This is a genomic window from Rhodococcus sp. NPDC003382 (genome assembly GCF_053589135.1).
In genome coordinates this window covers 83,070-95,274 of record NZ_JBSFRH010000012.1, presented here as the reverse complement: position 1 = coordinate 95,274, position 12,205 = coordinate 83,070, and the positions used below count along the sequence as shown (strand labels likewise).

Genomic DNA, 12,205 nt, shown 5'->3' with positions numbered 1-12,205 from the left:
ACTCAGTCGTAGACCCCCTCCACTTTCCAGCCGTCCGAGGTGTGGATCACCAGCAGCGCCCGCGACCCGTCGAGCAGCACCTGCAGCCGCGCCACCGCCCGGGCCTCGGCCGGATCCCACCAGTACTCGTCGACCGGCCAGGGTCCGGCCCAGCCCACCACCTGCCATCCGCGGCTTCCCCACCGCAGATGTGCAGGTGCCGCGCTCAGCAACCCGCGCTCGGTCACCGCGACCTCCGCGCCCGCGTCGTCGAGCAGCGCGATCGACGGCGGAACGGTCAGCACCATGGCCGGAGCGGGTGGCGGGAGCCGACCCGGCCACGGCGCCTCCGGGTCCGACGCGGGGACCCGCTCGTCCCCGACCGGCACCAGGGTGATGCGTTCGGCCGGGCCCCGGCCGCCGCTGAGCACCCCCACGAGGACGGCCTCACCGCCGAGCAGGCCCTGCACCCGCACCAGCGCGCGGCGGGCTCGTTCGTCCTCGTCGCCGACGCCGCCCCACAGTCCCGGTTGCAGGGCACCGGCCGATACCACCTCCACCGGTTCGAGCCGCAGCACCTCGATGCCGGCAGTCGGCCGGTCTCGGCTGCGTCCGGTGAGCCAGCCGTCGAGTTGCCAGCGCACCCGGTCGGCGGTGCCGTCGGGGGTCAGCGGTTCGGCGCAGCGCCAGGTACGGGCCAGTTCCTCGCCGCCCTCGGTGCGTGCCGCCACCAGCAACCGGGTGCACGCGACCCCTGCCGCCGCGAGCCGCACGTGCAGCAGTTCGGCGAGGGCACGGCCGGCGAACGCGGCCGCGTCCACCCGTTCGAGCGGCGGGTCGCAGCGCTGCTCGACGGTCAGGTCCGGGGGCGGCGTCCGACCGGACGGGGGCCGCTCCGGGTGTCCGCATGCGGTGCGGTGCGCCCTGACCGCGTCGGTCCCGAAACGCGAGGCGACGTCCCCGGCCGACAGCGCGGCGAAGGCCCCGATCGTGCGCAATCCGAGGCGACGCAACAGATCGACCAGTTCCTCACGTTCCGGCGCCACCAGGGACGGCTCGACAGCCAGATCGGAAATCGGCAGCGGCGCAAGGAATTCCGCTCCCTTCCCCGGAGGCACCAGCGTTCCGCGGCGCGCCGCGAGCACCGCGGTGGACAGTTCGTCGGCGATCCCCACCTGGCATTCGACGCCGAGAGCGGCGACCTCGTCGACCAATCGTTCCGCGGCGGCCTCCTCCGAACCGAACCAGCGGACGACACCGCGGGCGGCGAGCACCACCAGGCCGGGGCGGAGCACCTCGACACCGGGGGCGGTCGCGTCGACCGCCTCCACCACCGGTTCGAACAGCCGCGCATCACGATTCGGATCAGCCTGCAGCACATGCAGTTCCGGGCATCTCGCCTGCGCCTCGCGACGCCGCAGACCGCGACGTACCCCGGCGGCGCGGGCGGTCGCCGAGCACGCGAGCACCCGGTTCGCCGCGACCACCGCGACCGGTTCCGACGCGGGCAGGTCCGCCGCGGCGGTCGCAGCGACGGCGGGCCAGTCCGGGCACCACAGGGCCAGCACCCGCGCCGGTTCGCGGGCGCTCACAGCGCGACCGGTCGGCGCGGCGAATCGACGCGGTCCGCGTGCTTCCATTCGGTCCGGGTGCGGGTGGCACATACGTCCATCCGGGTGGTCCGCGCCGGGAAGGCCCGGCCCTGGGCCCGCACCGACAGCCGGGTGCCGCGCAACCGGCCGCGTCCCGCCCCGAGTCCCTCGTAGCCGCTGACCTGCGCGTCGAGCCGAACCTGCGCCCCCTCCCACCGGCCGTCGACGACGACCAGCACCGCCCCCTTGCTGCGGGCGCGGGCGGTCACGGCCCGGGTTCGCGACGGCGGCACCGCGATTCCGCCGAGACCGAGGATCACCAGGTCCATGCCGTCGAGCAGGACGGCCGCGATCTCCACCGGATCGGGTCCGGGATCGGGAATCACCGCCACCCGCTGCAACTGCGCTCCCATTTCCGCGGCGGCGAGCAGACTCAGCCGGCGGTGACCGATCACGGCGGCGTGCCCTCCCGCAGCGGTCACCGAGGCGAGAACACCGATCAGCAACGACGTAGCCCCGGAGACGGATACGACGGAGCCACGGACCAGACCACCCTGGGGCAGCACATCGGCGAGCGGTTCCGGGACCGGGAGCAACCGGTCGGCGGGTACGTCGGCGGGGGCGGCCCGTTCCACCTCCCCGCGCGCGGGTATCGCGGCCATCCGCCGGCGCAGCGACTGGATCCGCTCCTGCCGGGACGGTCTTTCCACACCGTCGAGCGGAAACTCGGCGAGCTCACCCACATGCACCCCTTCGTCATCTGCCGGCCGCGGGAACACGGCCCACCGACACCACGGGGAAGACGTGGTTCAGTCACCAACTATCGAACATACTTTCGAACCTTTCCAGTACACATGATCTTGGGGCGGCCCGTCAAGCGCAGAAAGACCCCTCGCATCCACTACTCTCGTGAAGGTGTCGAAACAGGAACGAGTAGGTAGGGTTGTCGGCCCGGACCACCTGGTGGCCGGTCGCTACCGGCTCGATTCCAAGCTCGGCGGCGGCGGGATGGGCGCCGTGTGGCTCGCCCACGACACGCGCCTCGGGCGCGATGTCGCCGTCAAACAGGTCGTCTCCACCGTGGACCTGCAGCCGGAGGCCGCCGACGAGGTACGCCGCCGCACACTGCGCGAGGGGCGGATCGCCGCGCAGCTCGCGCACGAGCACGCCATCGGGATGTACGACGTGGCCCTCGACGCCGGCGAACCGTGGCTGGTCATGGAATACCTGCCCTCCCGCAGCATCGCCCAGGTGCTGAACACCGTCGAGACCCTGCCCCCGTACGAGGTCGCGCAGATCGGGGCGGACGTGGCCGACGCCCTGGCCGCTGCACACGCGGCGGGCATCATCCACCGCGACATCAAACCCGGCAACATCCTCGTCGCCGAACGCGGCCACGAACTCGGCATCGTGAAGATCAGCGACTTCGGCATCGCCCTGGCGAGCGGCGACTCCGATCAGTCCGGTGTGATCGCCGGTACCCCCGCCTACTTCGCGCCCGAGGTGGCGCGCGGCAACGATCCCACCGAAGCCAGCGACGTGTTCTCCCTCGGCGCGACCCTCTACACGATCCTCGAGGGCCAGCCCCCGTTCGGTTTCGAAGCCGACTCGATCGCATTGCTGCACCGCGTCGCCCGCGCCGAGATCATCCCGCCGACCCGGACCGGCCCCCTCACCGACGTCCTGCTCTCCATGCTCGAACCCGACCCCGCCCGCCGTCCGACGATGGCGCAGGCCCGCGACCGGCTCGCCGCCGTCGTCCTCGGTCCGGGCACGAATCCCGCACTGCTGCGCGGACGTCCGATCCTGGCCGAGGACGGCTCGATTCCCGTGTGGGCCCAGCGGTCCACACCGATCGCCGGAACCCGGTCCCGCAGCTCGTTCGTGGACCGGCCGGCCCCTCCGCCGGTGTCACCTTCGCGCGGGCCCTCGCGTGGGATTCCCCGGCCCGCCGAACTGTGGGACCGGCTGCTCCCGAAAGAGCCTGTGCCGCAGGACCCGAAGGAACGGCTCGTCGCATACGCGCCGCTGGCGATGGCGGCGATGGTAGCGCTGATCGTGTTCGCACTCGTGGTCGCGGTGATCATCGCCGTGGCGGTGGGCTGAACAGCTTTCAGTCGATCCGGCGATGGTGCGCCCAGCGGGTCAGCGCGTTCCGGTTCGACTGCTGGGTCTTGCGCAGCACGTTCGACGCGTGGGTCTCGACGGTCTTGACCGAGATCACCAGTTCCTCGGCGATCTCCCGATAGGTGTAACCGCGCGCGAGCAGCCGCAGCACCTCGAGCTCGCGCGGGGTCAGCGAGTCGAGTTCAGGGTCCAGCGGCGGCTCCGGGACGTTGGACCGTCCGGTGAACGAATCCAGCACGAATCCCGCCAGGCGCGGGCTGAACACCGCGTCGCCGCCGGCCACCCGCCGCACCGCATCCGCCAGTTCGGTGCCCGAGATCGTCTTGGTGACGTATCCGCGGGCGCCGGCCCGGATCACCGCGATCACGTCCTCGGCCGCGTCGGACACGCTCAACGCCAGGCACACGGGCCCGGGTGCGATGCGGCTGAGCACCGCGACGCCTCCCCCGTCGGGCATGTGCACGTCGAGCAGCACGACATCGGGGCGGGTCGCATCGATTCCGGCGACCGCCTCGGCGACACCGCCGGCCTCACCCACGATCTCCATGTCCGCCTCGCGCCCCAGCTCGGTACGCACCCCGGAACGGAACACGGCGTGGTCGTCGACCAGAAAGACACGGAAGGACTGTGAAGTTGGGGCGCCGTTCGACGTCACTGCGTGTGCTCCTCGGGTTGGGGTTCGGCCTCCTGCCACTCTAGGGGCGAGCCCGTCCCCGGCACCGCACCGCCGCGGGGCATGTGGATCCGGATCTCGGTGCCCTTGCCGAGCTCCGACTTCACCACTACCCGGCCGCCGCGCCGCTCGATCCGCGCCCGGATCGACTTGGCCAGCCCCTGCCTGTCCTCCGGGACCAGATCCGGGTCGAAGCCCGTCCCGCGGTCGCGGACGAACACGCTCACCTCGTTCGGCTCGGCCTCGGCGAACAGATCGACGCTGTCCACTCCGGCGTGCTTGGCGGCGTTGACGAGTGCTTCGCGGGTCGCCCCCAGCACCGCGGTGAACGACTCGGCGGTCAGGTCGTCGTCGTCGCCGGGTGCGACGTCCCCGACGATCACCGGCGTGACGGACACCCCGTGCTGATCCTCCACCTCACCGGCGATGGTGCGCAGTGCCTCGGCGAGGCTGGTGCGGGGACTCTCCCCGCCGCCGAACAGCCAGCGCCGCAGTTCCCGTTCCTGGCTGCGGGCCAGCCGCACCACTTCCTGCGCGTCACCGGCCTGCTTCTGGATGAGCGCCAAGGTCTGCAGCACCGAATCGTGCAGGTGCGAGGCGATCTCCTCGCGTTCCTCGTTGCGGACGCGGGCTGCGCGTTCCTGCTCGAGCGCTCGCCACATGCGAACCCACAGCGGCACCGACAGCAGCCCGGCGCCGACGAGGGTCACCACCACCGCGAGCAGGGACGACCGCAATGCAGCGACGTCGACCTGGGCGAGAAACACGACGCCGAGTCCGGTGACGATCAGGGTCAGGCCGCCGAGAACCCGCGCCCATGTCAGGACGGTGGGTTTGGCCGGCAGCCCGAGGACCGACCGCGGCCCGTCGACGTCGAACTCCCGCCACACCAGGGCGGCACCCACCGCGACCACGACGATCGGCGCGATCACCGACGCCGCGCCCCCGTTCAGCAGCCACGACAGCCCGGCGCCCAGGGCCAGCCCGATGACCGCCAGACCCAGCGCGCGGCGACGCTCGGTGGGCGACGGCGGCTCGGTGTCGGAACCCTGCGGCACGAACGCCCACAGCAGGCCGTACGCGACGATGCCGACCCCGAGCGCTGCGAGCACCGCGAACGCGACCCGGACTTTCATCACGTCCACGCCGAGATGGTCGGCGAGACCACCGGCCACGCCGCCCACGACGCGGCCGGCGACGCGGCGTTCGAGTCGGGGGACGGGCACGGGAAGGTTGGCTACCGGTTGCACATATTCGATACTGGCACGCGCTCGGCACCCCGGCATCGGGGACCGACCCTGATCCCGGAGGCTGCTGCGGGGCTCGAAGATCAGGGTTCGCCCCTGATGTGCGGGCGCCGCGCGAGCGACAGGATGAGTCCATGAACTCGCGCAGCTTCCCCGAGCAGCTTTCGGACATGTGGCGCACCCGTCCGGTGCGTCTGCCCGATCAGGGCCACGTCGCCGGCGTGTGCGCCGGCATCGGAGTTCGGTACGGCGTCGATCCGGTACTGATCCGGGTCGCGTTCGTGGTCTCCACCATCTTCGGTGGCGCGGGCATCGTCCTGTACCTGGCGTGCTGGGTCCTGCTCAATCGCTACGGCGATCCCGTCTCCCCCGTCGAGTCTCTCGTCGGGCGGGGCCACAGCGCCGACTCGAACACCAAGGTGATCGTCCTGCTGGTGGCACTTGCGGTGGCCGCGAGTGCGCTCGGCCCGGTGGGCGCCGGCCTGGGCGGTTCCGGATTCCTCAGCTTGATGCTGATGCTCGGGGGTCTGTGGTTGCTCTACCTGCGCAAGCCGGAACCTCCGGTCCTGCCGCCCCCGCCGGGATCGGTGGCCTTCCAGCAGAATCCGTTCCCGGACTTCTCGGTCCCGCAGGCGCCGTATGCCCCGTCCCAGTTCACACAGGCCCCGTTCGCGCAGCAACCGTTCGCCGCAGAGGCGGCTCCCACTCCCGGACCGGCACCGGCGGACCCGAACTTCTGGATCAAGAAGGACGCCTCGACGTCCGAGACGACCGGCAGCGCGAACGAGTCGGCACCGCCCGCCGATCCCGCACAGCCCGCCCCGGATCCGTTCGGCGCGACGGCAACGCCTCCGTCCTGGGATCCGCTCGGCGTCGCCCCGTTCGCGTGGGATCTTCCCGAACCGGCACCGATCCGGACACCCGTGCCGGATCGGAAGCAGCCGCGGTCGCGGTTGACGACGACGATCCTGGGTCTGGCGGTGCTGGCCGCCGCCGCGGCCGCAGCGGTCGCCGCCGCTACCGGCATGGAATGGTTGACGCCGGCCCGGATCGGGGCGATCGCTCTCGCCGTCATCGGGCTGGGACTGCTGCTCGGCGCGTTCCTGCACCGCGGCCACGGCCTGCTGGTGGTGACCGGTCCGCTCATCGGATTCGTGGTGCTCGCGTCGCTGGTCGGCCCGATCGACACCTCGCGGTGGGGTCCGCAACAGTACGCCCCCCGCACGGCCGCCGAGCTGCAGCCGGAGTACGCGGTCCAGATGGGCGAGCTCGAGCTCGATCTGCGCAATCTCACGCTCACCGAGGACCGCACCGTCGCGGTGGAGACCCGGTTCGGCAACTCCCGGATCCTCCTGCCGCCGAACCTGGACGTCGACATCACGTGCACCGAACGCGCGTCCTCGCCGTGCCCCACGCAGGGCTTCGACGCCGGCGCCGACGGCCGCAAGGGACCTGTCCTGACCCTCGACATCGATACCGCTTTCGGAAACTCGGAGGTGCACCGTGGCTGACTTCGACACCGACTACACCGGATCCGGCTCCGACGACACCGAGGCGACCTGCTCGCGTCGGCGGGGCCCGTCGATCCTGCTGCTCCTGGCCGCGATCGCCGCTCTGGCGGTCAGCGGGTGGGCACTGATCGGCCCGTTCTCCCTGGACCCGATCGCGAACGTCGAGTTCCGCTGGGTGTTCGTGGCCGTCGCCGTGGCGGTGGGCGCGGCCCTCCTGTTCGCCCCCGGCAAACGGTCCCGCCGGAAGAACTGAACACACCGCGCCGACGAAAAGCACTGTGCCCCTCGGGTTTAGACCCGAGGGGCACAGTCGCTGCTACGGGAGGATCACTCCCACTCGATCGTTCCCGGCGGCTTGCTGGTCACGTCGAGGACGACGCGGTTGACCTCGGCGACCTCGTTGGTGATGCGGGTGGAGATGCGCTCGAGCGTCTCGTACGGCAGGCGGGTCCAGTCCGCGGTCATCGCGTCCTCGCTCGAGACCGGACGCAACACGATCGGATGACCGTAGGTGCGTCCGTCGCCCTGCACACCGACGCTGCGCACGTCGGCGAGGAGCACGACCGGGCACTGCCAGATCTGACCGTCGAGACCCGCGGCCGTGAGCTCTTCGCGCGCAATGGAATCCGCGTGACGCAGGATTTCGAGGCGTTCCTGGGTGACCTCACCGATGATGCGGATGCCCAGGCCCGGGCCGGGGAACGGCTGGCGTCCGACGATCTCCTCGGGCAGACCCAGTTCGCGGCCGACCGCGCGGACCTCGTCCTTGAACAGCAGGCGCAGCGGCTCGACGAGCTCGAACTGCAGGTCCTCCGGCAGACCGCCGACGTTGTGGTGGCTCTTGATGTTCGCGGTGCCGGCGCCGCCACCGGATTCGACGACGTCCGGGTACAACGTGCCCTGCACGAGGAAGTCGATGGTCTCGCCGTGGGCGGCGCTCTCACCGAGCACCTCGGAGACCGCACCCTCGAAGCTGCGGATGAACTCGCGGCCGATGATCTTACGCTTGGTTTCCGGGTCGGACACTCCGGCCAGTTCGCGCAGGAACGTCTCGGAGGCGTCGACCGTCACCAGCCGGGCGCCGGTCGCCGCGACGAAGTCCTTCTCGACCTGCTCGCGCTCACCGGCGCGCATCAGGCCGTGATCGACGAACACGCAGGTGAGGCGGTCACCGATCGCGCGCTGCACGAGCGCGGCGGCGACAGCGGAATCGACACCGCCGGACAGACCGCAGATGGCCTTGCCGTCGCCGACCTGCTCGCGGACCTGCGCGATGAGCGACTCGGCGATGTTCGCGGCCGTCCACGCGCCGGGGATGCCGGCGATCTCGTGCAGGAAGCGGCTGAGCACCTGCTGGCCGTGCGGCGAGTGCAGAACCTCCGGGTGGTACTGGACGCCGGCGAGCCGGCGGGCCCGGTCCTCGAAGGCCGCGACCGGTGCGCCCGCGCTGGACGCGGTGACCTCGAAGCCCTCGGGTGCGGCGGTCACGCCGTCGCCGTGGCTCATCCACACGGGCTGCGTCGCGGGCAGACCTTCGTGCAGGACGCCGCCGCTCACCGACATCTCGGTGCGGCCGTACTCACGGCTGCCGGTGTGTGCGACCGTGCCGCCGAGGGCCTGGGCCATCGCCTGGAAGCCGTAGCAGATACCGAAGACCGGCACGCCCAGGTCGAACAGCTTCGGGTCGAGCTGGGGAGCGCCCTCCTCGTACACGCTGGACGGGCCGCCGGACAGCACGACCGCGAGCGGCTCCTTGGCCGCGATCTCCTCGACGGTCGCCGTGTGCGGCACGACCTCCGAGTACACCTTCGCTTCCCGGACGCGGCGAGCGATCAGCTGCGCGTACTGGGCTCCGAAGTCGATGACGAGGACCGGCTTGGACTGCTGGGTTTGCGACACCCGAACAGTCTAAGCGGCGGTCCACGTCACACGAACGCCGGTCAGGCCACGCCGGCATCCGAACCGCTGCGGATCTCGACGATCGGCAGCGACAGCGCGCCGGGAGCACCCGCCGGCACCACCGGGTTCTTCGGGGCGATCGGGTTCAGCCGACGGTAGGGCTCGCCCTGCGCGGGACGCACGTCGTCCTCGCCCTTGTTCGGCCACAGCGCCGCGGACCGCTCGGCCTGCGCCGCGATCGTCAGCGACGGGTTCACGCCGAGGTTCGCGGAGACGGCCGCCCCGTCGACGACGCTGAGCGTCGGGTAGCCGTAGACGCGGTGGTAGGGGTCGATGACGCCGTGGTCGCGGTCGCTGCCGATGACCGCGCCGCCCAGGAAGTGCGCGGTGAGCGGGATGTTGAAGATCTCACCCCAGGTGCCGCCGGCGATGCCGTCGATCTTCTCGGCGATGCGTCGGGTGGCCTCGTTGCCCGCGGGAATCCAGGTGGGATTCGGCTCGCCGTGGCCCTGCTTGCTGGTGACCTTGCGGCGGCCGAAGAGGCCCTTCTTGGTGTAGGTCGTGATGGAGTTGTCGAGGTTCTGCATGACCAGCGCGATGATGGTCCGCTCGCTCCAGTCCTTGACCGACAGCATCCGCGCCATCTGCACCGGGTTCTTCGCGACCTGGAGGAGGAACTTCACCCACCGCGGGGTGCGGCCGCCACCGTCGGTCATGAGGGTCTGCAGCAGACCCATCGCGTTCGAGCCCTTGCCGTAGCGGACCGGTTCGATGTGGGTGTCGGCGGTCGGGTGGAAGGACGAGGTGATCGCGACACCGCGGGTCAAGTCCATGTTCGGGTCGACCTTCAACTTCCCGGCGCCGACGATCGACTCGGAATTGGTGCGGGTCAGTTCGCCGAGCCGGTCCGACAGTTTCGGCAGCGCGCCGGTGTCCTTGAGATGGTGCAGCAGGTGTTGGGTGCCCCAGGTGCCGGCGGCGAGCACGACGTGCCCGGCGGTGTAGGTGCGCCGGTTCTTGCGTCGCCACGCTCCCGTGCGTTCGGTGACGACCTCCCAGCTGCCGTCCGGGGTTTCCCGCAGGTCGGTGACCGTGGTCATCGGGACGATCTCGGCGCCGGCCTTCTCGGCGAGGCCCAGGTAGTTCTTCACGAGGGTGTTCTTCGCGCCGTGCCGGCAGCCGGTCATGCACTCGCCGCATTCGATGCAGCCGGTGCGGTCGGGTCCGACGCCACCGAAGTAGGGGTCGGCGACGGTGCGGCCGGGGTCGCCGAAGTAGACGCCGACCGGCGTCTGGATGAACGTGTCGCCGACGCCCATGTCCTCGGCGACGGACTTGATCACCTCGTCGGCGGGTGTCATGTGCGGGTTCGTGACGACGCCGAGGATCCGGCGGGCCTGGTCGTAGTAGGGCGAGAGTTCGTCGTGCCAGTCGGTGATGTGCGCCCACTGCCTGTCCTCGAAGAACGAGGCGGGTGGCTTGTAGAGGGTGTTCGCGTAGTTGAGGGATCCGCCGCCCACGCCGGCGCCGGCGAGGATGAGGCAGTCGCGCAGCAGGTGCACGCGCTGGATGCCGAAACACCCGAACTTCGGGGCCCACAGGAAACGCTTGAGGTCCCAGCTGGTCTCGGCGAAGTCCGCGTCCGCGTACCGCCGGCCCGCTTCGAGAACACCGACCCGGTAGCCCTTCTCCACGAGCCGCAGCGCCGTGACGCTGCCACCGAAGCCCGAGCCGACGATGAGGACGTCGTAGTCCGTCGCGCGCTGCCTACCCATCGGAGTACCTCCACCCGAGAAACTGGTTGTTACTCGCCAGTATGCACCCCGGGTCTGTGACAGCTGCCACAAGGATTACCTAACTGTTACCGCGCGTAGCGGAAACCGCAGGTCGGCGGCCGCGCTGCCCGGTGGACCACAGCAGTTCCCGTGAACGACGACGGCCGGACGTCGAGTCGGCCCGTGACACACGAACCGATCCGACATCCGGCCACCGGAAGCGGAGAAACTTGTCAGGCGCGAACCGACAGACCCACCTTCTGGAATTCCTTGAGGTCCGAGTAACCGGACTTCGCCATCGCCCGGCGCAGCCCGCCGACGAGGTTCAGCGAACCGTACGGATCGTCCGACGGCCCGCCCAGCACCCGGTCCAGGCCGGGACGCTCGTCGTCGACCTCGACCTGCAACACGGACCCACGCGGCATGGACGGGTGCGCCGCGACGGACGGCCAGTACCAGCCGCGACCGGGCGCCTCTGCGGACACCGCCAGCGGCGCCCCGAGCACGGCCGCGTCGGCACCGCACGCGATGGCCTTCGCCAGGTCACCAGCGGTCTCGATGTCACCGTCCGCGATGACGTGCACGTAGCGGCCACCGGTTTCGTCCAGGTAGTCGCGACGGGCCGCGGCGGCGTCCGCGATCGCGGTGGCCATCGGGATCCCGATGCCGAGAGCGCTGCTGGTCGTCGTGGCACCGGCCGTCGAGCCGTAGCCGACGATGACACCGGCCGCGCCGGTACGCATCAGGTGCAGAGCCGTGCGGTGATCGCTCACACCGCCGGCCACGACCGGCACGTCCAGCTCGGAGATGAACGTCTTGAGGTTGAGCGGCTCGTCCTCGCCGTGCGCGACGTGCTCGGCGGAGATGATCGTGCCCTGGATGACCAACAGGTCGATGCCCGCCTTGATCAGGTCGGGGGTCAGCGCACGCGCATTCTGGGGGCTGACCCGCACCGCCGTCGTCACGCCCGCGTCCCGCACCTCGCCGACCGCCGCGGCGAGCAGCTCGGGGCGCAGCGGAGCCGCGTGGAGCTTCTGCAGGTAGGCCACAGCGGCGCTGGGATCCGGGTTCGTCTCGGCGAGCTCGACGAGCTTGGTGATCTCCGACTCGACGTCCTCGTGCCGGCCCCACAGACCTTCACCGTTGATGACGCCCAGACCGCCGGCCTTGCCGAGCTCGACGGCGAACTTCGGCGAGACCAGCGCGTCGGTGGGATGCGCGAGCACCGGGATGTCGAATCGGTAGGCATCGATCTGCCAGGCCGTCGACACCTCCTTGGAAGACCGCGTCCGGCGGGACGGCACGATGTCGATGTCGTCCAGCTCGTAGGTGCGCCGGGCGGTGCGGCCCATGCCGATTTCAACGAGGTCGCGCACGCGCGCCCCTTTCTCGTGTGAGGCCG

The 12,205-nt window shown here is 70.8% G+C and carries 10 protein-coding genes; 3 read left to right on the top strand and 7 right to left on the bottom strand.

The genetic code is table 11. The features are described 5' to 3' along the window. Positions 1-2 precede the first annotated feature (2 nt). Both ACWDUD_RS11090 and ACWDUD_RS11085 read right to left on the bottom strand, forming a co-directional pair. Positions 3-1,619: a DNA polymerase Y family protein gene (locus ACWDUD_RS11090; RefSeq protein WP_450109331.1), complete on the bottom strand. Its 1,617-nt coding sequence runs from the start codon at positions 1,617-1,619 to the stop codon at positions 3-5. Next, positions 1,568-2,314, bottom strand: coding sequence for a hypothetical protein (locus ACWDUD_RS11085; protein ID WP_450109330.1), 747 nt, complete (start codon positions 2,312-2,314; stop codon positions 1,568-1,570). The genes ACWDUD_RS11090 and ACWDUD_RS11085 overlap by 52 nt, the downstream gene beginning before the upstream one ends. A 172-nt stretch (positions 2,315-2,486) precedes the next feature. On the opposite strand from ACWDUD_RS11085, the gene ACWDUD_RS11080 reads away from it, so the two are divergent. Continuing rightward, a complete protein-coding gene (locus ACWDUD_RS11080) occupies positions 2,487-3,677 on the top strand; it encodes a serine/threonine-protein kinase (protein WP_248675425.1) in 1,191 nt (396 codons plus the stop codon). Positions 3,678-3,684: 7 nt separating this feature from the next. On the opposite strand, the gene ACWDUD_RS11075 is transcribed toward ACWDUD_RS11080, so the two are convergent. Together ACWDUD_RS11075 and ACWDUD_RS11070 are read right to left on the bottom strand one after the other, a co-directional pair. After that, positions 3,685-4,353 (bottom strand): response regulator, encoded by a 669-nt coding sequence (locus tag ACWDUD_RS11075; protein WP_197250859.1) that lies wholly within the window; start codon positions 4,351-4,353, stop codon positions 3,685-3,687. Next, complete coding sequence (locus ACWDUD_RS11070) at positions 4,350-5,657, bottom strand: ATP-binding protein (RefSeq protein WP_197250860.1); 1,308 nt, start codon at positions 5,655-5,657, stop codon at positions 4,350-4,352. Before ACWDUD_RS11070 ends, ACWDUD_RS11075 begins: the two co-directional genes overlap by 4 nt. Positions 5,658-5,752: 95 nt before the next feature. Here ACWDUD_RS11070 and ACWDUD_RS11065 point away from each other — a divergent pair, with 95 nt between their 5' ends. Beyond that, positions 5,753-7,129, top strand: coding sequence for a PspC domain-containing protein (locus ACWDUD_RS11065; protein WP_450109329.1), 1,377 nt, complete (start codon positions 5,753-5,755; stop codon positions 7,127-7,129). Next, positions 7,122-7,382: a hypothetical protein gene (locus ACWDUD_RS11060; protein ID WP_197250862.1), complete on the top strand. Its 261-nt coding sequence runs from the start codon at positions 7,122-7,124 to the stop codon at positions 7,380-7,382. Before ACWDUD_RS11065 ends, ACWDUD_RS11060 begins: the two co-directional genes overlap by 8 nt. A 74-nt stretch (positions 7,383-7,456) precedes the next feature. Here ACWDUD_RS11060 and guaA read toward each other — a convergent pair whose 3' ends face one another. The 3 genes from guaA to ACWDUD_RS11045 all read right to left on the bottom strand — a co-directional run bounded on the left by guaA (position 7,457) and on the right by ACWDUD_RS11045 (position 12,179). Beyond that, on the bottom strand, positions 7,457-9,028 hold the full coding sequence (gene guaA, locus ACWDUD_RS11055) for a glutamine-hydrolyzing GMP synthase (RefSeq protein WP_197250863.1): 1,572 nt from the start codon (positions 9,026-9,028) through the stop codon (positions 7,457-7,459). Positions 9,029-9,069: 41 nt separating this feature from the next. Then, positions 9,070-10,803 carry an FAD-dependent oxidoreductase gene (locus ACWDUD_RS11050; protein WP_450109328.1) on the bottom strand — a complete coding sequence of 578 codons (1,734 nt, stop codon included), beginning with the start codon at positions 10,801-10,803 and terminating at the stop codon, positions 9,070-9,072. Between the two features lie 233 nt (positions 10,804-11,036). After that, positions 11,037-12,179 (bottom strand): GuaB3 family IMP dehydrogenase-related protein, encoded by a 1,143-nt coding sequence (locus ACWDUD_RS11045; protein WP_197250864.1) that lies wholly within the window; start codon positions 12,177-12,179, stop codon positions 11,037-11,039. Positions 12,180-12,205 lie beyond the last annotated feature (26 nt).

Coding starts and splice junctions, on each gene's coding strand:
- ACWDUD_RS11090 (WP_450109331.1), bottom strand. CDS start 1,619: ATGGAAGCACGCGGACCGCGTCGATTCGCCGCGCCGACCGGTCGCGCT.
- ACWDUD_RS11070 (WP_197250860.1), bottom strand. CDS start 5,657: ATGCCGGGGTGCCGAGCGCGTGCCAGTATCGAATATGTGCAACCGGTA.
- ACWDUD_RS11065 (WP_450109329.1), top strand. CDS start 5,753: ATGAACTCGCGCAGCTTCCCCGAGCAGCTTTCGGACATGTGGCGCACC.
- ACWDUD_RS11050 (WP_450109328.1), bottom strand. CDS start 10,803: ATGGGTAGGCAGCGCGCGACGGACTACGACGTCCTCATCGTCGGCTCG.